The sequence below is a fragment of the Dyadobacter jejuensis genome, assembly GCF_003149085.1.
GTDB classification, from domain to species: Bacteria; Bacteroidota; Bacteroidia; order Cytophagales; family Spirosomataceae; genus Dyadobacter; species Dyadobacter jejuensis.
This window is the reverse complement of sequence record NZ_QGDT01000009.1, coordinates 190,349-214,850: the sequence shown is the minus strand read 5'-3', so window position 1 is coordinate 214,850 and position 24,502 is coordinate 190,349. Positions and strand designations below refer to the sequence as shown.

Annotated in this window: 19 protein-coding genes and 1 tRNA gene; 3 read left to right on the top strand and 17 right to left on the bottom strand. The window is 47.3% G+C overall.

The genetic code is table 11. The features are described from left to right. Window positions 1-18: 18 nt before the first annotated feature. Window positions 19-1,458, bottom strand: a complete 1,440-nt coding sequence (locus CLV98_RS16670; RefSeq protein ID WP_109675967.1) for a mannitol dehydrogenase family protein — start codon at window positions 1,456-1,458, stop codon at window positions 19-21. 160 nt (window positions 1,459-1,618) lie between these two features. Here CLV98_RS16670 and CLV98_RS16665 point away from each other — a divergent pair, with 160 nt between their 5' ends. Further along, window positions 1,619-2,644 carry a LacI family DNA-binding transcriptional regulator gene (locus tag CLV98_RS16665; protein ID WP_109675965.1) on the top strand — a complete coding sequence of 342 codons (1,026 nt, stop codon included), beginning with the start codon at window positions 1,619-1,621 and terminating at the stop codon, window positions 2,642-2,644. Between the two features lie 144 nt (window positions 2,645-2,788). Here the strand turns inward: CLV98_RS16665 and CLV98_RS16660 are convergent, their stop codons facing one another. From CLV98_RS16660 to CLV98_RS16605, 12 genes are all read right to left on the bottom strand, one after another. Next, a complete protein-coding gene (locus CLV98_RS16660) occupies window positions 2,789-4,303 on the bottom strand; it encodes an Ig-like domain-containing protein (protein ID WP_109675964.1) in 1,515 nt (504 codons plus the stop codon). Window positions 4,304-4,356: 53 nt separating this feature from the next. Next, on the bottom strand, window positions 4,357-4,821 hold the full coding sequence (locus CLV98_RS16655) for a hypothetical protein (protein ID WP_146202300.1): 465 nt from the start codon (window positions 4,819-4,821) through the stop codon (window positions 4,357-4,359). Between the two features lie 21 nt (window positions 4,822-4,842). After that, window positions 4,843-6,474: a LamG-like jellyroll fold domain-containing protein gene (locus CLV98_RS16650; RefSeq protein WP_109675960.1), complete on the bottom strand. Its 1,632-nt coding sequence runs from the start codon at window positions 6,472-6,474 to the stop codon at window positions 4,843-4,845. Between the two features lie 6 nt (window positions 6,475-6,480). After that, the gene (locus tag CLV98_RS16645) at window positions 6,481-7,332 is read right to left on the bottom strand and encodes a DUF5007 domain-containing protein (protein WP_109675958.1); all 852 of its coding nucleotides are present in this window, start codon (window positions 7,330-7,332) and stop codon (window positions 6,481-6,483) included. A gap of 9 nt (window positions 7,333-7,341) precedes the next feature. Then, window positions 7,342-7,977, bottom strand: coding sequence for a fasciclin domain-containing protein (locus CLV98_RS16640; RefSeq protein WP_109675956.1), 636 nt, complete (start codon window positions 7,975-7,977; stop codon window positions 7,342-7,344). A gap of 20 nt (window positions 7,978-7,997) precedes the next feature. Continuing rightward, window positions 7,998-9,524: a RagB/SusD family nutrient uptake outer membrane protein gene (locus tag CLV98_RS16635; RefSeq protein ID WP_109675954.1), complete on the bottom strand. Its 1,527-nt coding sequence runs from the start codon at window positions 9,522-9,524 to the stop codon at window positions 7,998-8,000. 26 nt (window positions 9,525-9,550) lie between these two features. Next, window positions 9,551-12,619, bottom strand: a complete 3,069-nt coding sequence (locus CLV98_RS16630; RefSeq protein ID WP_109675952.1) for a SusC/RagA family TonB-linked outer membrane protein — start codon at window positions 12,617-12,619, stop codon at window positions 9,551-9,553. A 26-nt stretch (window positions 12,620-12,645) separates the two neighbouring features. Beyond that, the gene (locus CLV98_RS16625) at window positions 12,646-13,947 is read right to left on the bottom strand and encodes a RagB/SusD family nutrient uptake outer membrane protein (protein WP_158281285.1); all 1,302 of its coding nucleotides are present in this window, start codon (window positions 13,945-13,947) and stop codon (window positions 12,646-12,648) included. A gap of 12 nt (window positions 13,948-13,959) precedes the next feature. Next, the gene (locus CLV98_RS16620; protein WP_158281284.1) at window positions 13,960-16,368 is read right to left on the bottom strand and encodes a TonB-dependent receptor plug domain-containing protein; all 2,409 of its coding nucleotides are present in this window, start codon (window positions 16,366-16,368) and stop codon (window positions 13,960-13,962) included. A 178-nt stretch (window positions 16,369-16,546) separates the two neighbouring features. Next, on the bottom strand, window positions 16,547-16,786 hold the full coding sequence (locus CLV98_RS23475) for a hypothetical protein (protein WP_158281283.1): 240 nt from the start codon (window positions 16,784-16,786) through the stop codon (window positions 16,547-16,549). Between the two features lie 130 nt (window positions 16,787-16,916). Continuing rightward, window positions 16,917-17,558 (bottom strand): YoaK family protein, encoded by a 642-nt coding sequence (locus CLV98_RS16615; RefSeq protein WP_109675946.1) that lies wholly within the window; start codon window positions 17,556-17,558, stop codon window positions 16,917-16,919. Between the two features lie 774 nt (window positions 17,559-18,332). Continuing rightward, the gene (locus tag CLV98_RS16605) at window positions 18,333-19,208 is read right to left on the bottom strand and encodes an anti-sigma factor (RefSeq protein ID WP_146202299.1); all 876 of its coding nucleotides are present in this window, start codon (window positions 19,206-19,208) and stop codon (window positions 18,333-18,335) included. A 317-nt stretch (window positions 19,209-19,525) separates the two neighbouring features. On the opposite strand from CLV98_RS16605, the gene CLV98_RS16600 reads away from it, so the two are divergent. Then, window positions 19,526-20,950, top strand: a complete 1,425-nt coding sequence (locus CLV98_RS16600; protein ID WP_109675940.1) for a DUF1593 domain-containing protein — start codon at window positions 19,526-19,528, stop codon at window positions 20,948-20,950. 81 nt (window positions 20,951-21,031) lie between these two features. On the opposite strand, the gene CLV98_RS16595 is transcribed toward CLV98_RS16600, so the two are convergent. Together CLV98_RS16595 and CLV98_RS16590 are read right to left on the bottom strand one after the other, a co-directional pair. Beyond that, the gene (locus tag CLV98_RS16595; protein ID WP_109675938.1) at window positions 21,032-21,277 is read right to left on the bottom strand and encodes a hypothetical protein; all 246 of its coding nucleotides are present in this window, start codon (window positions 21,275-21,277) and stop codon (window positions 21,032-21,034) included. A 10-nt stretch (window positions 21,278-21,287) separates the two neighbouring features. Further along, the gene (locus CLV98_RS16590) at window positions 21,288-22,286 is read right to left on the bottom strand and encodes an NAD(P)/FAD-dependent oxidoreductase (RefSeq protein WP_310588732.1); all 999 of its coding nucleotides are present in this window, start codon (window positions 22,284-22,286) and stop codon (window positions 21,288-21,290) included. A gap of 120 nt (window positions 22,287-22,406) precedes the next feature. Here CLV98_RS16590 and CLV98_RS16585 point away from each other — a divergent pair, with 120 nt between their 5' ends. Beyond that, on the top strand, window positions 22,407-22,604 hold the full coding sequence (locus CLV98_RS16585; RefSeq protein WP_109675936.1) for a hypothetical protein: 198 nt from the start codon (window positions 22,407-22,409) through the stop codon (window positions 22,602-22,604). Between the two features lie 46 nt (window positions 22,605-22,650). Here CLV98_RS16585 and CLV98_RS16580 read toward each other — a convergent pair whose 3' ends face one another. Then, window positions 22,651-23,763, bottom strand: coding sequence for a Fic family protein (locus CLV98_RS16580; protein ID WP_109675934.1), 1,113 nt, complete (start codon window positions 23,761-23,763; stop codon window positions 22,651-22,653). 564 nt (window positions 23,764-24,327) lie between these two features. After that, window positions 24,328-24,402 (bottom strand) — tRNA-Val (locus tag CLV98_RS16575). Window positions 24,403-24,502 lie beyond the last annotated feature (100 nt).

The window sequence follows — 24,502 nt, the reverse complement described above, 5'->3', positions numbered from 1 at the left end:
TTTTTGATTGGGGGCTACTTAACGGAACAGAATGGAGGACAAGGTTTTGGCAACGCCATGCTCCTTAATGCCAACGACAAAGATATGATAGCTTTCGACAAAGGAATCGGACGCTTTTAGCTGGACGCTTTTAAAGGCAGAAAAGCCAAGGAAATCCACGGGGTTTTCACTGTGAAGCAACAATTGGTCTTCGGGGGTCAGCCATGGTTCGGCAAATACGAATGCCTGGCCGGTATCGTCTACTTGGTATTTGAGATAATGCCTATAGACGGCAAACAGGAAGGCCATCCTGGTCAGGTCTTGGTCGTCGCGGATCATCTGGGCGAGGGTGGGCATGATATAAACGGGGAATTTGGAAATCCCATCGAAACAGAGCCTGCTCACCTGGTCACTCACGGCGGAGTTGGAGAACCGTTCGATGAGTATTTGTTTGTATTCGGTGAGGTCGGTATCTGGGGGTGCTGGCACATAAGGGGTAACGTCCTTATCCATAAACTCTTGTACAAAAGTCCTGATGTCCTGGTCTTGCATGGCCTGGTCTACCGCCCGATAGCCTTTTAGAAAGGAAGGGTAGGACAGCAGCGTATGGGAGGCATTTAAAAGGCTCAGCTTCATATTTTCGAAAGCGCTTACATCGTCGGTAAACTGTACGCCTACCAGGTCCCAGGCGGGCCTTCCAGCCACAAAATCGTCTTCGATGACCCATTGAATAAAATCTTCGCAATAAACGGGAACAAGGTCCTGGATCCCGCTATTTTGGTTTAAGCGCTCTATATCGGCCGGGGTTGTGGAAGGTGTAATGCGGTCTACCATACTATTGGGAAAGGTAACATGGCTGCTCATCCAGTCGGCCAATTCACTATCTTGAGCCTGTATAAATGACGTAAAAGCCTTTTGGGCGGTATGGCCATTATGCTGGAGGTTGTCGCAGGAAAGAATGGTGATTCCCCCATTTCCTTGGCGCATACGGGCTCTTAACCCTTCGGCCACGAAGCCAAATACGGTAGCGGGCGTGTTCGGGTGCTGCAGGTCATGACTTATGTTTTCGTTGTTTAGGATAAATTCTCCCGTTTCCTTGTCGAGGTTATAGCCCCCTTCGGTGATGGTGAGGGAGATGATCCGAATAGATTTGGAGGCAATTTTTGCAATAACCGCCTGTGGGTCTTCATAGCCCACCAGGAGTTCTGTGATAGCCCCTATTTGATGCACGCGCTTGTCTCCATTGCTAGCACATACGGTGAGGGTATAATTAAGATTCTGTGCTCTGAGTCCTTCAATTATCTTCGCGTCCGTTTTCATCAGACTCACCCCGCAGATTCCCCAGTCCTGGTGGTCGTGGCGCATAAGCAATTCGTTGGCATAGTACGCCTGGTGAGCCCTATGGAAGTTTCCCACCCCGAAGTGTAAAATTCCCGATATTACCCCTTCAGACTTGTAACGATTCTCTATTATGTTCATCTTCGAAGAATTCTTTTAATGATTGATGTCTCGAACATATAAGAATAATAAGCTATAATGTAATTTTAATATAAAATAGAAGGCTGGGAACGTTCCCAAAGAGCTGGGAACGTTCCCACAAAACAAAGAATTCAGGAGCTTTATAGTACAGCGTGATCCTATGAAACCAACCACTTTAAAAGACTTGTCGCGACACCTCTCCCTATCGACCTCAACTATCTCCAGGGCGCTACTTAACCATAAGAACATCCATCCTGAAACGAGGAAACGGGTGTTAGAGGCCGCCGAGATGCTGGGTTATCAGCCGAACACGACGGCGCTCAATTTGAGATATGGCAAATCGAAAAGTATTGGGTTGGTAGTGCCCGAAATGGTGACGCCTTTCTCCGCCAATGTACTGAAAGGGATACAAGCCTTCCTCAATAATATCGGTTATAAGGTGATTATCCTGGTTTCGGATGAAAGTCCTGACACGGAAAGGGACAATCTGACACTGCTAGAGCGTTTTAATGTAGATGGTATCATCCTGAACCTGTGCCATGAGACGTATAACCAGGCCTTATATGCCCAAATCATGGAGAGGGGCACCCCGATCGTCTTTTTCGACAGAATACCCGGAAATGCTCTGGATGTATCTAAGGTGATCGTCAACGACCATATACAAGCCTCGCTGATGGCCGAGCATCTGATCAGCACTGGATGTAAAAGAATTGTCCATCTGATGGGACCGCCTACCGTGCGCAACGCCACAGAGCGTGCTGCGGGATATCAAAGAATTCTGGTAAAACATGGGATATTTGACCCTGAGTTGATGGTAAAAACGCATGGGACGACTTTTGGTCATGGGAAAGAGGCGGTAAAAGAACTATTGAAAAAGGGAATAGCTTTCGACAGCATATTTGCCTTTACAGATACCTTAGCCATTGGCGCCATGAATTACCTTTTGGAGCAAGGGATTCGGGTTCCGGAGGAGGTGGCGATCTGTAGTTTTTCAGGTACCGAACTATCTACGAGTGTCTTTCCTCAATTGTCGAGTGTTGAGCAGCCACTCAAGGAAATGGGAGAAGCTGCCGCCAGGCTACTCATGGATAAAATTCAGGATAGTAGCTCAGATAGCAGAACCTTGGTTTTGGATGCCAAGCTAATTTATAGAGGGTCGACAGCCAGAGGAAGTGGCAAACACTAGGTGACGTTGCCAGCCCAGGCAATAGTAGCAATAAAGAGAGGCCGACCCTCAGCAGCGACGTGGTGTCGTGTGATGGAGTCGGCCTCTTGGCACTAAGCTGGCGTAGCTTCCTGCCAGCTTAATGGTCCTAAAATAGGATTCCCATTATTGGAATAATTCGGTAATCTCTTCGGGGGTAAGCGCCTTGTTATAGATACGTAGGTCGTCGACGAACCCAGCCAGTGCCTTGCGGGTGTCGCTGTTGGCATTGTATTGGCCGGTACCATCTTCCCAAATAGTGAATGGATAGTCGTTGGTTTCGTCCCAAAGAGGCCCCGTCAGCGTGCTCAGGTCATAGCTACTGGCATTGTCGGCTTGGGTGTATTCCACCCCATCAATATATACCTGCAGGCGTTTGATGGTTTGGTTATAGATTATGGTCACCATATGCCATTCGTTGTCGGACAGGGCTGGGGCCTGAGGGGTCATTGAACCGGCCCTCCAGTCGAGGCGTTTGCCACCTCCTGCTACCTTGGTGATCCATCCCCTGCCTGTAGATCCTGGGCCGGTATAAGTGGCTCCTCCGTCGGTACATAATACCAGGCCTGGATTCCCTCCTGAACCCCAGTCGGAGTTGGAGAAGAGTGCAGGGTCGGAGCCGATTCCTTTAAGCTTCATCCAGATATTAATGCTAAAGTTTTGAGTGAGCGAGGGGCGTAGCATGCTGTGCTTGGGCAACACGGCAAATGAACCGGCCACGAAGTTGGCCACTTTCCCGCGGATCGGATCATTGGTAAATTCTACGGGTGCCGAAGCGGTACTTCCATTGCTGGCGTCGAATCTATTTCCACTTGCGTCGGATAGGTCTTGGTCCAAGGGTAAATATACCGCCAGGTCGCTGCCGCTACCGCTCGTAGTGGTAAATGTCCACCCTGTGCTTCCTTTGAATCCTTTGAACTTTTTGTCGTCGGCATCTAGCAGCGCACCGCTGTCCATGGTTACATAGTAGTCTGTCGCAAATTCGAGTGGGGTGTTTAAGTTGATAACGACCATGCTGCCTTGAACGGTAACATTCGAACTGGCTATGGACAATTCGGCCACCTTGGTATTATTGGAAGTGTACACGGCAACATTACCGGTACCTTTTTTTACCTCGGCCAAAAAGGTAAGCTGAAGCTTAAACAAGGAGCCGTCAGTGCTACCTTGAGCAGGAGATTGGGCTATTACAAGCGGACCACTATTGCCGGCGGTGGTAAAGGTCCAGGGAGTAGCGGCTATGGTTCCCATGTACTTATTGTCCAGTAGGTCGGTCAGGGCGCCGGGATCGACCGTTACGGTGTAAGTCTCGTCCGACTCCAGTTCTCCAGGATTGATTGTAACAACACGAGCATCGTCCCCAATGGTTACTGCATCTGAATTGACATCGATGGTCCTGGTAGCAGACTCACCAGTAATGACAATGTTTCCTACTCCTTTTTTTACATCTTTATCGAAAGTCAACACCAAGTGGCTATTGACCGACACTTCTTCGACGCCCAGCACGGGGTTGAAGCTGACCACCACTGGATTGGTGACATCTAGGGTATGATCGTATTCTTCTTTACAGGATAGTAGGCAGCAGGAGGTCAGTAGGACCATCAGGAATAGCCTGTTTAGGGAGGTATAATTAAAGATATTCATATAGACTTTCTTTAGAAGCTTCTTGTATGGTGAATCAATTATTTTCTTTTGGTTTATTGGCGGCTGAGGGTAACGCTAAAGTCTCCCTCTCCTGTAACTCCAGTATCGGTGTTTTCCCAGCCCATTCGAAACGAAATGATAAGGGAAGAGGAGTTCACTTTCGCCGTAAACTCGTCAACAGGGGTAATGCCTGTCAGCATCACCTTTGCGTCGTCCTGGCTGCCGGTGGCGGCCCAGGTTCCGGCTTCCCCGCTAAATATGATAGGGCAGTCTTGGCCCAGGAATTCGGAGGGCTTGCCGAGTTCGTCGGTAGTTAATACCAGCCTCATGGCACCGAAAACTTCGGAGGGGACGCCTTCTGGTGTCACGATATTGGTTGGCTTGGCCCAGGTGCCACCGAGCCTGCCCGCTACGAGTTGCTCGGGGTCTAGGGTGGTTACTATAGCATCTTCTTTACAGGCGCTTAGTCCTAAGACCGCCAGCATTACAAGAGCCAATAAACTTGTTTTAAAATTCATTTTTGCTTGCATAATAGTGGGTTATTTAACTTTGAACAGACGAAAAGGGACATTAGACTTGAGGGAGTTGCCTTCTAATCCCCAGGTGCCGTCCACACGGATGTCTAAATGACTAAGAATGTTTATGGCCACGTCGGTCATCCCGATGGGGTATAATGGGTGACGCTCCGAAGCTGGGCCTACCAACTCAGCATGGTGGCCTTTGCCGCTATGATCCTGAATGACCGTCCCACGCACCTCGTCGAGTTTGAGGTAGAGGTTCAAAGAAGACAGGTTGGGGTGTGTACTGCTTTCGATGTCGCGTTGGTACATATAGTTTTTGATGGTCTGGGGAGAGAGAACGTCGGTCCATATTCTCACCTCGTTGAAGGATCCTGCCCAGTTGGGGGCGCCTCCACCATAGCGTTGAGTGCCCTCTTGAGCCAAGCAGATATAATCGTAAGGCGAAGCCATATCGTCTTCTGGTTTATAAGTAAGCTTCGATTCCGCTACTTTTTCACCATCCTGATAAACGATACACTCGTTGGTTTTATCGAAAGTAACACACATATGGTGCCAGTTTCCATCTTCGAGGGTCTTGCCCGAGCCGATGTCATAGCGTTGTCGTTTGTCGCTGGCAATATTGATCTTCCAAGAGCTTCCGCTACGGCACAGCGTAAAGCCGGGGTTGCCACCTGAGTCCCAGTCCTTGTCGCCTATGATGGAGGGATCACTGGAATTAGCGCCCGCTTTCACCCATAATTCTATGGTGAATTTGTCCATACCTTGCAGGGGCGTATTGCCTATGGGTACTCTCACGAAGGTCTTATCACCAGAAGAGGCCTTGTCTATAGTGAGGATATTGTCATTGTTTTCACGGGCATCAATAGCCGTTCCGATTAACTCTTTTTTATCCAACGCTCCCCCCGACAATATGATGGGTACATCAAACTCTTGGCTGCTATTGTTGAGGGTGATGCCGGTCTCGGTTCCACCGTGAGTCGACACCAAGAAGACCGCCCAGCTTTCGTTGGCGTAGGTAGGGCGTGCAGTGAGGACGGTGCGCAGTTGCTCCACATAAGTGTCAATCTGCTGAATGGCCTGTACATAGCGTGCCTCGCGCAGCTGGTAGCCTACCTCTTTGCCTACCTCTGCCGGACTGCTGAACTGTATGAACAGGGAGCCGATATCGGCTTGCTGGAGTAGCTCTGCCGTTTTGTCGAAAACGGCCCCATCGGAATCGAAATGAAATTTGTAATCCGCATTGCTGTTCAGCAAAGTGTTGATGCCTTCGTTGCGAACGATGGAGGCGACTTTGTCGGTGGTATTGACCGATTTGATCCGGTTGATTACCGATGGATATGCGTCAAATTTATGTCCTGTAAAGGTTTTGTCGGCTACTACCCCATGTTTTTGAGGGCCTACCCCCGTCAGTAAGGTGGCCCAACCGGTGGTAGAGTAGGCCGGTACGCCGCTATAGCCGCTCATGCTGAAAGAAGCATCAGCCAACAGATGGTCGACACCGGGCGTCGTGGCGTAGTCCAGGGCAGTATTAATAATACCGTCTACACCGATAACTAATATTTTTTTGGCTTTTTCCTGAGCGAGGACAGGGCCAGCTGCTCCTATAAAAAGGGCCAAGACTAAGAAGGAGTATTTAATAGAATGTTTCATATGCTTTTACTTATAGAGTCGAATTACATAACTGCCTGGTATACCCAAAACGAAGTCGAAGTTTTCGCTTACATAGCTCACTTCTTCTTTACCGTTATTGTCGGTGATCACTTTCCAGCTACAATAGGTGTTTGCATTTTTTACAGGGAAATTGACGTTCCACAATTCTCCTTGCTCGTTATCGTCGACAAAGGTGCCTTTAAAGCCTAGGTTCCGTTCTTCGGTAAAGTCGATACGGTTGCCAGGTAATTGTTCACCATCCAGATACCCCACAAAAAGGATTTGATTGGGCGAATCGGCCACTCGTTCTATCTGTGGAGTGGACTTCATTCCGGTGGACCAGGAGGATACCTGGTACTCCACGAATTCAATGATAATAGCATCCTTAAGCACCTTGCTACCAGAGGTATTGCTTACTTGAACGTCGAAGCGATATTCTCCAGATGGGATTCTATTGCCCTCTAGCAATTCGATCGTCCCTGTATTGGGGTTGATGGAAATGGCAGGCTGCTGAACAATTTCTGATTTTAGAGCCAGCTCTGCGGCACTTTCATTGCCTACCAGGGCTTCCTTATACCGTACTACTGGCAGTTGTTCGTTCAATGCGGATATATCCTGACCGTTGGTCTCGGTGATATTTACAATTTCAAACTTTAGAGGCAACGTAGAACTCGAAGTAAGGAATTCTCCGATATTTTGGGTGAGTCCTGAAACTGCATATTGCTTCCGGTTTTTGTAACCTATGTCGGGCGCCAAACTTCCTTCCGCGGGTATTTCTTCACACCCTGAGAGAAGGGCGGCAAAGCCTATCGTCATAGAGAGGCTCCAGAAAAGTTTTAAAGTATTTTTAAGTTTCATAGCTATTGCTTAATTAAATCCAAAGATGTGAGTGTTGGGATCCAGAATATGGATCATACCATTGGTGGAACGCAACCCGGAGGTCACCACAGTTACGGATTGAAAGCGCTCTACTGAGCTACCTTCAGGGCTAACATCGAGTGCGAAAACGATGAAGGCCGCTCCCATATTGACATTGCCGATATAGTCGGTACGGATCAGGTTAAAGCGAGCCGTTTTACCCCCTTGTGTGGTGGCGTAGCTATAGGCGGGCGACAATCCTGACCTTTCAATCTCTTGATCGGGAATGATATAATTCCTGAGAATTTGAGTGATGGCGCTCTTTTCTTCTTCCGAAAGGTCGGTAAGAGCGGGCCATTTGGTTTCGTCGGGATAGAGTAACTTAAAAAAATTGTGGATGGAATAATCTTGGGGCGCCAAAAAGGTACTTCCTGGCGTGGAGATTTCAGTTTCTAATCCACATAACTTTATTAAGCTAACGAGGGTATCAAACTTGGCAGGTTCACTCTGCAGATAATCCATAGTCGATACATTTAAGGTACCAGTCAGATCGGCCTGCACGCCCCCATCGGTAAAATACTCGTCGCTGCATCCGAAAGAAAAGAGGACGGTGGCAAGTACCATGGTGATAATAGATCTCTTCATTTTGACTGCTTGTTTTCGGGTTATTGGTTAAACTGCCAGTAATAGGTTTGCTGCATATTGGGGTTATTGGCGAAGGCTTCATCGCTTACTGGGAAGAAGCCAGCCCCATCTTTTTCCCCCTGCTCGGTGATAGCCGGATTGAATTCATGGAGGCGCCCTAGGCGTACCAGGTCGTATACGCGCTGATACTCACCGATGAGTTCCCGGCGCCGCTCCTCTAGGATCTCTTCGATTAAAAGCGGCTGATCAGACTTATTGAAGGCCGGGATACCAGCCCGGGTGCGTACCAGGTTGAGGTTGACCAGGGCTTCGTTTACATTGCCAAGCCGGGCATCGGCTTCCGCCTTTAGCAATAAAATATCGGCATAGCGGAAGATAGGTACCGGACCATCCATTAAATTGTAGGAACGATCCTTGGCTTTTCTGAATTTAGCAAACATAATCTGGCGCTCTCCGTTGGCCAAAGGATCGGCAAAGATGGGCCTGATCTCGTTTTCTCCTACCGAAAAATCGATGCTTTGGAAAAATTCGGCTACCCGCTTATCAGATTGGTCTCGGGCGTAGTCTGGATATATTTCTAGAATTTTTGACCTAGGAACGGCTAGCGAGAGGTTACTTCTGGAAGTATAGGGGTTGGTCAGGTAATAGGTCATGATATGTCCATAGTAATCCGAAAATTCCCCGATACTGGCATCATAAAACATCTGAAAAATAAGCTCTTCGGACTCTCCCGTGTCGAACATATCCCGGAAGCCTTCGATAGGAGCCAGTCTAAATGTACCTTCTTCTACGATTTGGTTCAGGGCATCAGAAGCTCCCTGGTAGTCTTTTAGCCACATTAAGGCATGGGCTTTTAAGGCCAGGGCGGCCCCTTTGGTACCACGTGAGGTTACTTTTTTTCGGGTGCCAGAGTACATCCATGGAAGTACGGCAATGGCTTCGTCGGCTTCTGCCACTACCATCTCCATAACATCCTTAAGGGGTTCCCGGCCAAGCGGTGTTACATTCCGAGCACTCAGGTTAATGGGGATATCTCCCCACACGCGTGCAGCATAAAAGTGGGCCATTCCTCGCATAAAATGTGCCTCCGCTAGTAATTGCGCTTTCCTTTCGGCGGTGAATCCTTCAGTAATATTGGGGACGTTCTCCAATACGAGGTTGCTTTGCTCAATGGCTCGGTAGAAAAGCCTCCAGTTGGTCATGGGCTCCAGCTGGGTACGTGAAATAAGGTTGTTATTGAATCCGGCTTGCCAATCCCCATCATTATTGGGGGTTATCCAGTCGCCAGAACGTGCATCGCCCCAGAAATAATAGTCACCCCAGGCGCCGTTTCTGGTGGTGGAGGGGGTGTCGTCCTTGGTGAGCCCGGCAAGCGCACGGCGAAAGATAGCGAATGACTTGGCTACGGCTCCTTCGGCATCACTGCCCGTCTTCCAGGCCTGATCTTCCGTTACGGTATTGATCGGTAGTTGATCCAACCAGTTTTTACATCCCTGAGAGATAAGTAACAGGGAGGTGAGACAGGTGACAAATATCTTGTTTCTCATAGTTTCTTACGATTTAACTTTTTTTACTATAGTCCCAGTGAAACTCCAAATAACATCATCCTCCGCATCGGATACCCTCCAGAGGCGTCGAAGCCGTCGATGGTGACCAGCTCGGCATCAGGACCACTGTATTTTTGGAAGGTGACAATATTGTCGAAGGTGCAGTATACCCGAGCTCTTCCTATCCCAAGGCGGTTCAGCATTTTGCTGTTTAGGTTATAAGACAATGTCGCCGCTTTGACCTTGAAGTAAGAGCCATCTTCTACATATTCCGAGTCGTAGGAGACGATCTGGGAGGCGTCGTTCCAGGGGTTGAGGGTGGGGTATTTGGCCACATCTCCACTCTTTTCCCATATTGAGTAGTTGTCGAAGTTGGGCATAGAGCCAGTTCCTGCAAAGTCTTTTCCAAACTGTAAACGGTCGAGCAAGGCGGTGTTTACAATTTTTCTGCCCACTACAAACGTAGAGATGATGTTGAGTCCAAAATTCTTGTATCTGAAGTCGTTGGTCCATCCACCGGTCCATTTGGGGTTAGGATCTCCGGCGTAGATTCGGTCATCGACATCGATGATATAATCACCGTTTTGATCTTTAAAATTACGGTCGCCCACGGCTAGTATTTTGTTCTGTAAACCAAGAAGAGAGGCACCCGTTTTTGGGTTTACAGGGATCTCACTTTCCGTTTGGTAAATACCCTGAGACTCGTAGAAGAAAAATCCGTTCAGTGGCGTTCCCGTCCTTACGATAGATCCGAAATCTTGACCAGAAGTACTGGTTTTGATGATATCGGCGTTTCCGTCTGGCAGAGCCACCACTCTATTTCGGTTAAGGGCGAAGTTAAGTCCCGTATTCCAGTTGAAGTTCGTTCCGGCATTGATATTGGTGTTTACTGTAAATTCGAGTCCTCGGTTGAGTACATTGGCCGCGTTCCGGTATACCTCGTTATATCCCGAAGTAGTAGGCAGGGAGGTGGTTAGGAGTAATCCTTTGGTGAGTTTTTCATAGGCATCGAAGATGAATTCGACTTTATTACCAAACAAGGACACATCCATCCCGACATTGCTCATCTGGCTCTTTACCCAGGTTAGGTTTTCGTTTTTAAACCCATCGTACCAAGATGGAGAATACCCAGAAATACCACCATAAGAAATCTCCAGGTTAGAATTGTAATTGTCCAGAGAACCTCCGTCCATAATTCCCAGAGCCAGGTAGTCGTTGTTCCAGGTAGTTCCAGAAACCCCGTAACTGGCGCGAATCTTACCACTTTCCAGCCATTCTACATCCTCAAAAATACCCTCTTTGTCGAAGTTCCAGCCTACCGAGACCGAAGGGAAAATACCCCAGCGGTTGGCTTGTCCGAATTTGGACGACCCATCGGCCCGCAACGAGCCACCGATCATATATTTCTGTTTGTAGGAATAGTCTAACCGACTGAAATAGGACAATATTGAACTTCCCGTGTAGTTACTCGAGCCAATAGCGTTTCCTGTGGGCCAGTTGACCGTCTCCGATAAGGTAGGGGAGGCGCTCACACTACTCACGCTGGTGATTTTGGTCTCTATTTTTTCTGCACTTTGTCCCAAAAGAAAGCTTAAGCTATGGCCGTCACCAAATTTGGGGGCATAGTTCAGGGTATTTTGAAACAATAAGTTTCGGCTTTCACTGGTACCGCTGCTGTTGGTGGCCCTCAAAGTACGGCGCGAAGCACTATAAGAATCCTGCATACTACGCGTATACTCAAGGCTGAGGCTCGCTTTGTACGTCAGGTTTTTAATGAAGTTCAGGGTTGCGTTTGAGCTAAAACGAATCCGGTCATTTAGGTTGGAACTCTTGCCTAATCCATATACCTCGGCCCCCTTAACAATCTCTTGGTTGGGTAGTGGTAAGAGGGTGGAGTAATTTGTAGAGAGTCCATCGGGGTTACGGGTTTGGTCGGTACGCGATACGGCCAAGGTATTGTCGATTACGAGCGTGTTTTTCAATGCGTTAAAGCTCGTGCTCGCCATGGTACTGTAGCGCTTGAAGCCGGTATTGAACAAAATACCCTTGTTGTCCATATGACCCATGCTGATGCTGTACTGTCCAAAGTCACCAGCTCCACGGATGGAACCACTGTAATCCTGAGTTACCGACGTATTGTACAAGTATCCTTGCCAATCCGACGAATTGTTGTAAAAGGGATTATTGGCATCGGTATACATGGCAGGCATAGTAACACCGTAGGGAGCGTAAGAAGCATACAAACGGGCTACTTGCTCTCGTTCTTTAGCCCCGCCGGCCACATCCTGTAGTTGCGGAACGTAGTTGATCCCCAGACGGGCGTTGAAGCTAATTTGTGGCTTGCCTCGTCTCCCTTTTTTGGTGGTGATCAAGATAACCCCGTTCGCTGCTCTAGAACCATAAATGGCCGCTGCAGAGGCGTCTTTTAGCACGACCACGTCTTCTATATCGCTGGGGTTAAGATCAGCAAGTACATTGGTGCTGGTAATTGAGAATTCGTCGGCAGTCCTAGAAATAATCGGTACTCCGTCCACCACATATAAGGGCTCTGATACAGCAGAGGCATCCCCCCGGCTCACCGCGGCAAGCCCCCTAATGATGATGGTGGGTTTCGATCCGGGTTCCCCGGAGTTGAGCTGTATGTTCATCCCAGCTACTTTTCCTTGTAAAAGCGACTCAAACGAATCGGCCACCTGTGTTTCGGTGAGCTTGTCCATCTTGATTTCCGAGATAGACCCGGTAACTTCCTCGCGGATCTGGGTACCATAGCCTATAACAATGGCGCTTTCTAGCTCTTCTACACTAGATTCTAGCTGAATGGCTAAGTCGGAAGCTTGGCGGTAGGCCACTTCCTTGGTATGGTAGCCTATGTAAGAGCAGATGATGGTTTCACCTACTTTAAGGGATAAGGTATATTTACCATTAATATCGGTCACGGTAAAGCGATCGGTGCCTTTCACCCCGACGGTCGCTCCTATTAGTATTTCTCCATCTTGGTCGGTTACTTTGCCAGTATGAGCCTTTTGGGCAAATGCTAGCATAGGAAGCAACAGGACTACGAGAAGAAAACAAGTTCTTTGTATGATTGTCTCCATGGGAATATTTTTTAAAAGGGTCAATGTTATTGTTGGTTGGCCCAATAACTACTTTGAGTAAGGGAATGGCCACTGATGCTGCTTTCGGATAAAGGCCAATAAGCGGCCCCATTCTGTACATCAGTCTCGCTGAATTCGGGAACGAAGGTGCTTACCTTGCCGAACCGAACGAGATCGAAGAAGCGCTGTCCTGTGCCAACAAGCAGCCGCTGCCGCTCTAGCAGTAGCGCATCTGCGAAGGTACCATCCGACAAGGTGGTATAATCTTCGGTGGCCCCTTCAGCAGCCGTAACCAGGTATTGAATGGCCTCTTCCAACTGGCCCGAACGCCAGTAGGCTTCAGCAAGAAGCAGATTAAGTTCACCTAGTTTTAGTAAATCGAGCTTCGACTGATCTTTTACGATCAGGGTCGCTGTACCTTGGCTAGCTGAAACTGTAAATAAACTGGCACGGCGTGTGTCTCCTTCAGGGTATAAGGAATTGAGTCTGTCCAGGGGCATACTGACCATGGTCCCGCTCAGCGGAGTTTCAGGGATTTCAGTACGTCGGTCTATTCCTAAAGAAAGGCCAAATCCGGATAAACTGGCTTCATCGGCGAAGAGTGCCTGTAAGGTGGTGAGAGCCTCAGAACCTTTGTTGGCCCAAAGTTCTTCTTGGGCGAGCAATAAAGATGCCGCTGTTTTATTGAACCTAACGGCGGTCAAGGCGGCACTTTCGATGCCATCGTCGTTCAATAAAACCCAGGGTAATAAATCCTTGGCCTCTTTGGCATAAGCAGCAGCACGATCCACTGCGGCTGCTGCAGTGAGTGGTTGGCCCATATCGGAAGCTTCTCCAGAAGGGATGTCCCCCCAAATGCGGGTTAGGTAGAAGTACGCCATGGACTTTAAAGCCAAAGCTTCTCCCCGATATAAGGTGCGCTGGTATTCTGAAAGCACCTCAGGTTCTGCCGTATTAACGATATCCAACACCTCGTTGGCACTGTTGATAACATCGTAAAAATATCCCCAGTCGGTTAACTGTTTCAATTCATAATGATCGACCTTGAGCCGCTGTGCAGCTACGTAGGGTTGAAAGTCTACATTGACGGTCACATCGGCAGCCCGTGCCTCTCCATACATCAGCCAGGAGTAGTTGCTAAGCAGGGCGCGGCGTAGGTCCACATAAGTGCCCACTACGGCTTGGTCCACCCTTTGGGCGGTAGTATAATACCCCTCCACTTCTGTTCTGTTATCGGGAGTGACGGAAAGGAAGTCGGTGCAAGAGGAAAATGATATAACAACAATGGGTATCAGTTTCCAAAGTTTTGAGTAAATCTTTATATTCATGATTACCATTATTTAAAATACGATTTTAGAACCAAGGGCAAAAACAACTGGGAGCGGAGTCCCGGTGTAGCTCAGGTCTGCTCTTCTAACTCCCGCTACATTCTCCTCCGGATTGAATCCGCTGTATTTAGTAAAAGTGGCTAGATTGTCCCCTCTTAAAAACAATTGGAAGTCCTCTACTCTTTGATTCTTCTTAAATAAAGAGGCCATATGGTAGGTTACCACGGCTTTATTTAACCGAATAAAACTAGCGGGCTCTATCGTGCGTATTCCCTGATACACGGGGTTTTTAGCATCCCCCTGAATAAAGTAATAAGGGGTCTCGGCATTTTTCAAAGGAAATTGGTGGTCAACCGAAGCGGCATCATAGCGGCTACCGAACGATTCGGTCAGTACGTCTGTACCAGAAGCATAGTTAAAAACGAAGCTTGCAGAAATGTTCTTGAAGCGCAGGGTATTGCTGATTCCTCCAAACAATTTCGCCTCGCTATTTCCAATAACCTTCTGTTGGTTGCCCTCGTAAGCTACCAACGACGTGATAGGGTCGCCCTCCGACAAGGCCGAAAGGTAGGCGAGGCTGGTATTGGTGAGGTCGTTGGGGAGCTCCTTGACTTGGTTGTTATAAGCGGCTAGGTTCAGGTTGCTCGACCAAGTAAAATGATCGGAATGGACCCAGGTACCATTCAAGGTGAATTCAAATCCTGATAATCCAAGTTTCCCACCTGTTTCGTACTGGTAGTCGATCCCTTGGCTATTGGGCAGGTAACGCTTGTAAATAAAGTCCTGGTACGTTTTATTGAAGTAATTGACATCGAAAGTGATGGATGGGGCGATCTGGAAGGATAGTCCCGCATCTATTTCAGTAACATCGACACTTTTGGCGTCTCTGAAGGCGGGGTATAGCTGGCCAATTCCTAGGGAGTTGCCGTTATAATAATCGCCTTTTGCAACCAGCTCACCACGGTAAGCTTGGGGCCGGTTTAACATGCCCATCTTTCCTGCAGATAGCTTTGCCGTTACTGGTAGCTTAAGTGTGTTCGCTAGGTTATATACGACACCTACTGCAGGGTAGAAACCCCATTTATTTTGATAAAGCGAGCTTCCGTCGGTTCTAAGTACCAAATTGACCTTGAGATCGTCACGGTAGCTCCATTTTCCGATTCCATAAAAGCCAATTAGTTGCTCCACATCATGATCCGAAAGTGCATCGGTCTGATTGGCATTATAGCCCGTAACCACTTTTACGAAGTTGGAGCCACCGCTTTCTAGGCTACGGGAGCCTCCAACTGAAGTCAGCCGGTTGTCGGTAGCCCTAAGCTCATGCCCCAAGGTGAGGTCCATGGTCCAGTCATTGGAAAGAGTGGGTTGATATTTTAAGGCACTTTTGATGGAGATGAGTTGTCGTTTGTAGGCATCACTCGAAGCATATATGCTGCCTTTCAGGATGTTGGAAGGTATATATATGTCTCGGCTAGCACCTTCATAGGATATTCCCGCGGTGGTATTTAGGCTCAGACCAGGACCAAGCTGATAAGAAAGCCCAATCGAGGATAGGAAAGCGACATTCCGCTTTTTGTCCATAAAAAAGGTTTCATCTTCTATGACTGGAAGGGTAAAGGCACGGCTGTACTCACCAGCATAACGGCCATCCCTATTCGTCAGGGCCAAGTTGTTATAAAAATGGGCTTTCAACTTGGGGGTGATATTGTATTTGGCGTTAAGGAATAATGACTGTCTGCCAAACTTCGTCGACTTTAGAACCCCTTCGTCCGAATAATTATTTAGCCCAAATAAATAGGAGCCATAGTCTCCTCCTCCATCCACGAGGATATTTTGCTGGTGGACGATGGAGCCACTTTCAAAGACCTTCCTGCGAGCAGTGGAGTTGAAGTCGTAGAAGGCATCGGTACGGTAATCGAAGTCGTGGAGCACATTGACCCCCGCAGAGGCCGATCCTCTGAGGTGCAATGGCCCAGCCTTACCGGCTTTCATAATCAGGTTGATAGCACCATTGGGTGCCTGAACGCCATAGGCGGCGAGTTGATCTACAGACTTAAGGATCTCGATCCGTTCGATCTGTTCTGGTGAATAATAACTAAGTGGGTTAATGCCCGTAACGTTCGATGGGCTGGTGATGACGGGGACCCCGTTAATCAGAATGAGCGGTGCCGTCGCTTCATTGGTAGGGTCTAGGCTTAGGCCGCGAAGATTGATGATGGATTGGGTTCCGGGGGTGCCGGTCCAATCTTTTACCCTCAATCCGGCTACGGTGCCCTGCAAACTGTTTTCTACTCCACTCCGATTAGATATGGCCAAGCTATCCATCACCAGCACATCCTGTGCATGGGCTTGGCCTATCGCAACCGACGTGGCAAGAAAAACACTTGCTAATTTGCAAAAGCGTTTAGGAAGTAGTTTCATTCTTTGAGTTTTAGAATTCATTCAAATGGTGAGATTTTTGTGGGCTTCTGATGTTAACAAATATTATACCAATCATGCCTTTAAATTGATTATGAGCTATTTGTTTACGATAAAATTAACAAATGCTAACCATTTATCAAGTTTCAAGCCATTAATTTATTGTTATGGAAGGTAAAGTTTAAGGGGCGACCCTTCTCGAGATAAGCTCAGAAATGGTATTCTGGGCCATAATGGCAATAATCACCCATTTATAGCTTAACAAAAAAGTAACAGAAGAAATATATGCCGTTGGATTGATATGGGGTGCCAAAGGGGTGTGACGGCCGCTCAGATGGCCCTGTGCAGCTGTCAGACGGATTTGCTCAGCATTGGATCGACACCATTCCCATCCATTAGAATTAGAATAGATGCACTGCATGTCTAAATAGATTCGTAAATCTTGGATAGTGATTGTGGCTTTTACTTATTGCGGTTAGAGGTTTGGGCCTCTAAGTCGTCTCAAAGTAACTAAATGCTAGTTGATTCCCGGTTTTGACCCTTTAGTTGCGTTACTTGTTTTCAATCCAAGCGCAGAATTGCGTTAGGGCTAGGCATAGTGCTACCCCAATCCAAAGGGCATGAAGCCCCCAGTGGGTATAGGTAAATGAACCCAAAGTTGCACCGGCAACCAAGCCCATCCATAAAAGGAAATAGGGTAGCCACTCCTGTTCTTTTTCTCCTAATAGCTTTCCGGCCAGTCGTTGTCCTAGTTTTACAAGGGTGCCCGTCATATAGGTGACGCCGACGCTCACTTCCCCTTCCCTAAAAAATACATTATTAGCGGCTCCCATAGCGATGGCCATCAGGGGGAGGTCGAGTAGGGTCAGTCTGGAACCATGAATGATGCTGGAGACGGTGAGGGCAGCTGAGATAAACACCATCACTGCAGTGGAAGGCCTTTTGGGGAAATAATGCCGAATAGCTCGCCCGGCCATTACCCCAGCTACAAACAGGGCAATAATTCCTAAGGGAATCAAGGTGATTTTAAGGGGCAGTTCGGAAGTGACCCCAACGGCGAAGCGGGTGGAGTTACCACTCATAAATGAGACAAAGACTCCACCCAGATTTAAAAAACCAAGGGCGTCGACGAACCCGGCTAAACTGGCCAGGCCAATGGCCAGGGTTTTAGAACTTTTTTGATGTGAAATCATGTAAGGGGATATTTCTAATCGGTATAATAGGAGAGAAAATCGTTGATCGATGGTGTAGAGCGTGTTTTTTATTCAAAAGTAATAACTTTGGATAAATTCTAGTGATGCTTCGAATAATACTGATTTTGCTTTTTTGAAGTTCTGCTGGGCTCTCCATGGCGCAATATAAAGATTTATTGACCGAGCGGAAAAACGGGAACGCTGTAGGGGGCCATTTTGAAGAATATTTTAATCCAGTAGCCTACGGTTCGGGTTTTTTAAGGACATAAAATGGGTAGAGTATTTTCCAAAATGCATCAACTATGCCAAAGGCACTATCGGCCTATATGGATACGGTAGCGATTACCAAGTAATAAATTGACAGAGATTATAATTCCTAAAAATTCCTTAAGGCCGAACAACGGTGGGAGATACACTTTAAAGCCCAACAACTAGAGGACCTTCAGAGTCATCTACTTTGAAGGGTAAACCATGCAGCTTTGCCCCAATCCGGCTAGTGTGGAAGTGAGGCTGGACTTAGTGTCGGGGCAAAATTGGCCGTGGGAGCTTTTTGATCTTAATGGGGCGGCGGAGGTAAGGAGCAGTATTTCTAGTCAACCGACTACTATATCGATTCTTTTACATAGTTTTAGGGCTAGAACCCACCTTCTGAAGCTCACAGGCAAGGGGCATGGGCGGGTCGAAAAGCTAATCAAAATATAACCCATCTCAAAAATCCCAGGTTCGCAATCCGTATTCGCAAAGGGTGCGGAATGCGAACCTGGCGTATAACCATTACCGAGTAGCCGTGCCAGTAGGCGCGTTGCTGGCAATGATATTGTTCATGTTATAGACGACGTGGTCCATGGCTCCGGCAGGTACGTCGGCCAGCAGGGGTTTTAGCAGAAAGGGGGCGGGGCTGTTGTCGGGAAAGGGTTCTATACTCACCACGACCTTACCACCCGACAGGTCGGTGGGGAAGGTTACCCCCGTTGGGGCGTTGACAAGGAAATCCTCCCCTGGAAATGGTGGCGTAGCACTAGGTCCGCTGAAGCCGTTGAACTCGTCGGCTCCCATAGGAGTTAGGAAAGTGCCACTGGTGACGGGCGTGCCTCCTATAACGGCCCAGCCTTCATATTTCCAGCCAGCTGGCAGGGTGGGGAGTACTAGCCCCGCCGTGGGAGGGAGGCTGCCTAAAAACCATATCCCACTGTTTTCATCGGTATTATCCCCATTAGAGGGGGTGGCCAGGATGTATTTCCCAGTCGCCGCCGTAAAGTCATTATTCAAAGCTTCAGGTGCGCCTATTGAAAGAGGAGCCGTAGTGCCCGTAAAGTCACCGGCCAGTAAATGTGTAGCAGAGGGGGTGGGGTCGCTGTCGGGATAGGGTTCTATGGTCAACACAAACTTGGTGGCCCCGGTAAGGTTGGCGGTAAGCATCGAAAACGAGGTACTAGAAGGAGTTCCACTCGAATTTACAGAGAAAGTGCCGGTGGATACGGGGGCTCCATTAACGATCAGCCAACCTTCGTATCTGAAGTCTGCACCCAAATCTTCGAGTCCTGTAATGTTCAACATCAGCGGGCTCATAGGGTCGTTATTGTGGTCGTTGCAGGAAGTTGCAAACAGGCCAAGTACGACCATGGAAGCTAGGATTTTTAGATTCATCATTTCGTATGTATAGTTATAGTGTTTTGCCTACTCCTTTTTGATGTCCTTTTCGGCGTGTTCAGACGGTTGTTAGCAAAGGGAACGGAAGGGAATAATACTGGAGGGCTGATATAACATGTACGAAGGGTAGTGTCGGGAGGTTGCTTTTGCGTGGTATCAATATTTTTTGATTGGGGGCTATAATCCTCAACAGCTAGGCAATTCCCCGCAATGGATCGATCATAATACAACCTGTTTAGGTCAAATTATCGATAGTTTTAATCTGATAATAGGAATAAATTTATGTTTTTAAACGACAAATACAAGAATAGTCCCTCATGAAACCCATTTTTATTCTTATTATGTTATTGGTGTGCTCTGGAGGCCTTATGGGCCAGGCGGCCCATAAGAACAGAGTGATCATACTCTCCGATATAGAAGCCGATCCGGATGATAGCCAGTCGTTTGTGCGTCTGCTGTTATATTCCAACGAAATCGAGCTCAAAGGGATCGTCGCCACTACCTCCTGTTGGTTGCAGTCGTCTATACATCCCGAGTCCATCCAGAAGATCGTCCATGCTTACGGCAAAGTTCAGCCTAATTTGTTAAAGCACAGCCCAGACTTCCCATCGTCAGAGTCGGTGTTAGGGCTCATTAAAAAGGGACTTCCTGTTTATGGAATGAAAGGAGTAGGGGAGGGGAAGGATTCGGAAGGCTCCGACTGGATCATCAAAATCCTCGAAGACGACGACGAGCGGCCCCTATGGGTGTCGGTATGGGGAGGGGTGAATACCCTCGCCCAAGCGCTTTATAAAATAGAAAAAACTAAAACGGCGTCGGAGGTGCAAAGGTTGGTTTCGAAGCTGCGGGTGTACACCATTTCCGATCAGGACGACAGCGGGGCTTGGCTTAGAACTAAATTCCCCCAGCTTTTTTATATCGTTAGCCCAGGGGATGACTATGGCCAGGCGACCTGGTCGGGTGTCAATAGTGTTGTGGCGGGTATAGATAACTCTAGCATCAGCAACGACTGGATTGCCAAAAACATACAGCAAAATCATGGCCCATTGGGGGCGGTATATCCCGATGTGGCTTGGGGTGTGGAGGGGGATACGCCCGCATTTTTGTCGCTTATCCCTAATGGACTCAACGAATCCGAACATCCCGAATGGGGGGGATGGGGTGGTCGGTACGAGCATTATATTCCCGATTTTTCGAAGGTCAAAGATGGGAGCTCTATCGTGCCCATTCAGCCGGAGACTCGGGCCATATGGACCAACGCTGCCGATAGTTATAGCCCCTATCGGCCCAGTGCGTATGGTCGCTCGGTAAAACGGGATACCTCAATTTTTAAAAATGATAAAGTGACGTTATGGCGATGGAGAGATGATTTTCAAAATGACTTTGCAGCCCGTATGGACTGGTGTACCCAGCCCTACGCTGAGGCAAACCATGCCCCTGTGCCGGTATTGGCCCATGCCGATCGGCTGACGGTAAAGTCTGGAGAGAGCTTTCTATTAAACGCCATCGATAGCAAGGATCCCGATGGCGATAACCTAAGCTTTCTGTGGTTTCACTATCCCGAAGCGGGGACGTATAAAGGGTCGCCAATCAACGTTGGGGCTGAAAATGTGTACCGGGTTAATGTAAAAGCTCCTAAAGTATCCAAAGAAGAAACCGCCCATTTTATATTGAAGGTTTCGGATAAAGGTACTCCGGCCATGACAAGCTATAAAAGGGTGATCGTCACGATTAAGCCTTAAGGCCTAAGAAGGGGCCGCTCCTTACGTCCTATTTCTAGGGCTCGTGAGGGGCGGGCATCATTTAGCAGTATTATACAGTGTTTAGTAGCAAACTCTTTCCTCTAGAGGGCTGCAAGCGACTCCCGATTTATTAAGAATGTAGAGGAGCTTTTCCGTATGGATGTCGTCCCCTTCGGTTCGAAGTATGGTATGTCCGCATGGAAATGGTTGATTCGTGTCGCTAAAGTCAAAATTGATTTTTAGCCCCTCCAGCGAGGCTTCAAGCGTATCCAACAAAGTGTTGGCTTGGGAGGGGTCTCTTAGGTCTGTTATAAATACCTGGATCATATTTCTTTTCTTAAAAGATTTCTTCTGTCAATTCCATGTTTATTTTAGCCCCGGCCATGGTACCGCTCGATACGGCAAAGGCTACCGAACGCATGGGGTTCGCATTGTCGCCACAGGCAAAAACACCAGAGACGGTCGTTTTCTGAAACATATCTACTTGGAGTAAGCCTTGTTCGGTAAGTTCACAGCCCAGGGAGGCGGGTAAGTCGGAATGTTGCACGAAAGGTACCGCGGCATAGGCGGCCGTGAAGTTTTCCTTGCTGCCATTGTCAAATACCACCTGCCGTATATACCCGTTTTGGTGATCGATTCCTGAAATCGGATTTTCAATAATCGTGACACCGTTCTTGTCCAATTTTAAAAGCTGTTCCTCTGTAAAGTCGGCCTTGCCCGAGGTTAAAATGGTGAGGTCTGGGGTGAGGTTACGAACCAATGAGGCCAAATGAAAAGCCCGCTGTCCGTTGGCCATGATCCCCGTTTTCTGATTGCGTATCTCGTATCCGTGGCAGTAGGGGCAATGCACTACCGATATTCCCCAGCAGTCAGCAAAGCCGTCTATATCGGGCATTTGGTCTTTTATCCCTGTTGCGAAAAGTAATTTCTTGGACTCGAATGTCTCCCCTTTTTGGGTGACAATCCTAAAGCCATTTCCCTCTTTTGCAGCATGCACCACAAGCCCCTTCAAATACACTACCGTCTGGTATTTCAAAACCTGTGTCCTCGCCCTTTCGGCTATAACATGTGGTTTTTCTCCATCTTGAGTTATGAAGTTATGCGAATGTGGCGTTTGTTTATTGCAGGGATTACCGCTGTCGATGATCATCACGCTCCGTAAGGAACGGCCCAAAGTCATGGCTGCCGAAAGTCCTGCATAGCTGCCGCCAATAATAATTACGTCGAAATCTGTCTGGTCTTTCATAGGATAGAATGTCATATTAGGAGTTAGGGCTGAGGGTGTAAAAGCCCATGCGGCCGTACTGGCGAGTTTTATGAACGCTCTTCTGGTCATATCTTCCCGATTTTATTCAAAATTAGCTAATATTTCTTTATTTGCAACATTGTTGCAAATAAAGAAATATTGATTTTTGATCAGGACCGGCAGGACATCAAAGTATGATGGTTGCCGGGTATGATGGTTGCCGGTGAAGGCCAAAATCCAGGTGTTAAGGATTTAATGAAATTGGCCGAACATGCTGATTTGTCACAAAAAGAAGCCACAGGCAGAATTGAACGAGTTCAGGATTCCTTATCCGAATGGAACGCATTGGCCAAAGAATTCGGTGTTATGCCGGATAATGTAAACCGTATAGCGGGCAAGATTAATTGAGCAGCATTTTTCGTTAGGCTATACAATCCTATGAATATTCAAATCCTTAATTGGCTTGTGTTCCGCCTATTCTATCCAGATAATATCTCGTATGCCTTAGTTTACCTTCCCGTTTTAATGCACCCATTTCTACAAGCTCTTGTAGATCACGCGTTGCCGTTGCTCTGGAAGTCTGTGTAATTCTGATATAGTTTTCTGCACTTAGGCCTCCTTGAAAACCATCCAGACCCGCACGGAATATCCGTAGTATGACCTTCTTCTGGCGTTCATTCAGTTTTGAATCAAACTGTTGCAGGAATTTTGCCTTGGCAATAACGAAAGTAATTAATTCCTGAACATGCTTTTGGGCTTCCAGTACCTTTGTTCCAAAATACTCAAGCCACTCGTTAATATTTAAAGAGCCGTTCGCCTTTTCCAAAGCCTGATAATAAGCCTTTTTATCCAGTTCAATAACACTGGATAAAGAAGTGACCAAAGGTTGCTTTGCTGCCAAGGCTAGCGATTTTTCAGCAATTGCACGCCCTATCCTGCCATTTCCATCTTCAAACGGGTGAATAAGTTCAAAATACAGATGGGCAATGGCGGCATGAATCATTGTCGGCAGCCCCTCCTCCGTTGATTTGTTGTACCAAGCAATAAAGGATTTCATTTCTTCTGGAATACGGGAAGACGGTGGAGCTTCATAAAATACCTTTGGCCTATCTAACCGGCCAGAGACTATTTGCATAGGGTCTGAATGGATGCGATATCCACCTATCACCTCCAGATCGGCTCGCCCATTTACAATCATGGCATGCCAGTTAAATAACTTTTCCTGTGTTAAAGGTTCGGAGTAGGTTTTGTAGAGATTGACCAACATTTGGGAAATGCCCGCCTCTTGGGGATTTGCTCGCCTTCCGTCTGTTTGTAAGCCCAGATTCTTACGAATAGAGGATTGAACCGAATCCCTATCGAGGATTTCACCCTCAATTCTGGAGGTATCAATTGCCTCATTACTCAGAATTGCGACCCTGAGATCATCAATCTCATCCGTAGTAATACCAGACAATGAGCCAATAATGAGACCCGCATTTCTATGAAATTCTATTTCAAATTTTGAAAAACGGTCTTGATCAAAAGTAAAATTCGGCCAGTCTTTATGTTCCCAAATCCATTTCATGAGGTATAGCTCCTGATTCTATACCTCAATATTAGCATAAAAAATGAGTTATAGAAAGACATTCTATAACTCATAATTGTGCCAACCGGAAAAATATAAGTCTATATGTCAGCTCTACGATGAATTTTAGAGCAAATTTTTTCGGATCAACCAACAAGTTTGGGGAGTAACATGGCTTAAGCATGTAACTGAGATGTTCGATACCTACGGCATCGTCATAGACGAATCATTGTTTGTATGTCTATAAACATTTTATCTCGCTGGGATAATGTGGTAATGAATTTTAATTCAAATTGAATATTTTGAAAATATTGCCGAAAAGATGCCATCGGCCAAAAAGGGTCAAAGATGTTTCTTTTTTTCTATTCAGACTGTATGTCTAATTTTATCAGATGAAGCCCTCCAAGAAAATCGTTTGATCCTTGAGCTCTAAAGCATAGGGCCTAAGGCCTATAGCTGAAAAAATAATCCCCTTCACAGGTTTCGGCCTTGATCCGATCTTTTTTGGGAATATCTAAGGCATAAAAAAAGCTTCGAAACCGTGTTTCGAAGCTTTTTTTATTGTGGGAGTTGAGGGATTCGAACCCCCGACCCTCTGCTTGTAAGGCAGATGCTCTGAACCAACTGAGCTAAACTCCCTTTTTTTGTGGTCCCTTACTCGTCGTTTGGGAGTGCAAATATGCAGGGTATTTTTTTTCTGTGCAAATGTTTTTTGAAAAAAAATGGATTTATTTTTCAA

Coding starts and splice junctions, on each gene's coding strand:
- CLV98_RS16650 (WP_109675960.1), bottom strand. CDS start 6,474: ATGAAACATTCTATTAAATACTCCTTCTTAGTCTTGGCCCTTTTTATA.
- CLV98_RS16645 (WP_109675958.1), bottom strand. CDS start 7,332: ATGAAACTTAAAAATACTTTAAAACTTTTCTGGAGCCTCTCTATGACG.
- CLV98_RS16605 (WP_146202299.1), bottom strand. CDS start 19,208: ATGATGAATCTAAAAATCCTAGCTTCCATGGTCGTACTTGGCCTGTTT.
- CLV98_RS23475 (WP_158281283.1), bottom strand. CDS start 16,786: ATGCAGTGCATCTATTCTAATTCTAATGGATGGGAATGGTGTCGATCC.
- CLV98_RS16590 (WP_310588732.1), bottom strand. CDS start 22,286: ATGACCAGAAGAGCGTTCATAAAACTCGCCAGTACGGCCGCATGGGCT.
- CLV98_RS16655 (WP_146202300.1), bottom strand. CDS start 4,821: ATGAATTTTAAAACAAGTTTATTGGCTCTTGTAATGCTGGCGGTCTTA.
- CLV98_RS16600 (WP_109675940.1), top strand. CDS start 19,526: ATGAAACCCATTTTTATTCTTATTATGTTATTGGTGTGCTCTGGAGGC.
- CLV98_RS16635 (WP_109675954.1), bottom strand. CDS start 9,524: ATGAGAAACAAGATATTTGTCACCTGTCTCACCTCCCTGTTACTTATC.
- CLV98_RS16580 (WP_109675934.1), bottom strand. CDS start 23,763: ATGAAATGGATTTGGGAACATAAAGACTGGCCGAATTTTACTTTTGAT.
- CLV98_RS16595 (WP_109675938.1), bottom strand. CDS start 21,277: ATGATCCAGGTATTTATAACAGACCTAAGAGACCCCTCCCAAGCCAAC.
- CLV98_RS16625 (WP_158281285.1), bottom strand. CDS start 13,947: ATGAATATAAAGATTTACTCAAAACTTTGGAAACTGATACCCATTGTT.
- CLV98_RS16665 (WP_109675965.1), top strand. CDS start 1,619: ATGAAACCAACCACTTTAAAAGACTTGTCGCGACACCTCTCCCTATCG.
- CLV98_RS16615 (WP_109675946.1), bottom strand. CDS start 17,558: ATGATTTCACATCAAAAAAGTTCTAAAACCCTGGCCATTGGCCTGGCC.
- CLV98_RS16640 (WP_109675956.1), bottom strand. CDS start 7,977: ATGAAGAGATCTATTATCACCATGGTACTTGCCACCGTCCTCTTTTCT.
- CLV98_RS16585 (WP_109675936.1), top strand. CDS start 22,407: ATGATGGTTGCCGGTGAAGGCCAAAATCCAGGTGTTAAGGATTTAATG.
- CLV98_RS16620 (WP_158281284.1), bottom strand. CDS start 16,368: ATGAAACTACTTCCTAAACGCTTTTGCAAATTAGCAAGTGTTTTTCTT.
- CLV98_RS16670 (WP_109675967.1), bottom strand. CDS start 1,458: ATGAACATAATAGAGAATCGTTACAAGTCTGAAGGGGTAATATCGGGA.
- CLV98_RS16630 (WP_109675952.1), bottom strand. CDS start 12,619: ATGGAGACAATCATACAAAGAACTTGTTTTCTTCTCGTAGTCCTGTTG.
- CLV98_RS16660 (WP_109675964.1), bottom strand. CDS start 4,303: ATGAATATCTTTAATTATACCTCCCTAAACAGGCTATTCCTGATGGTC.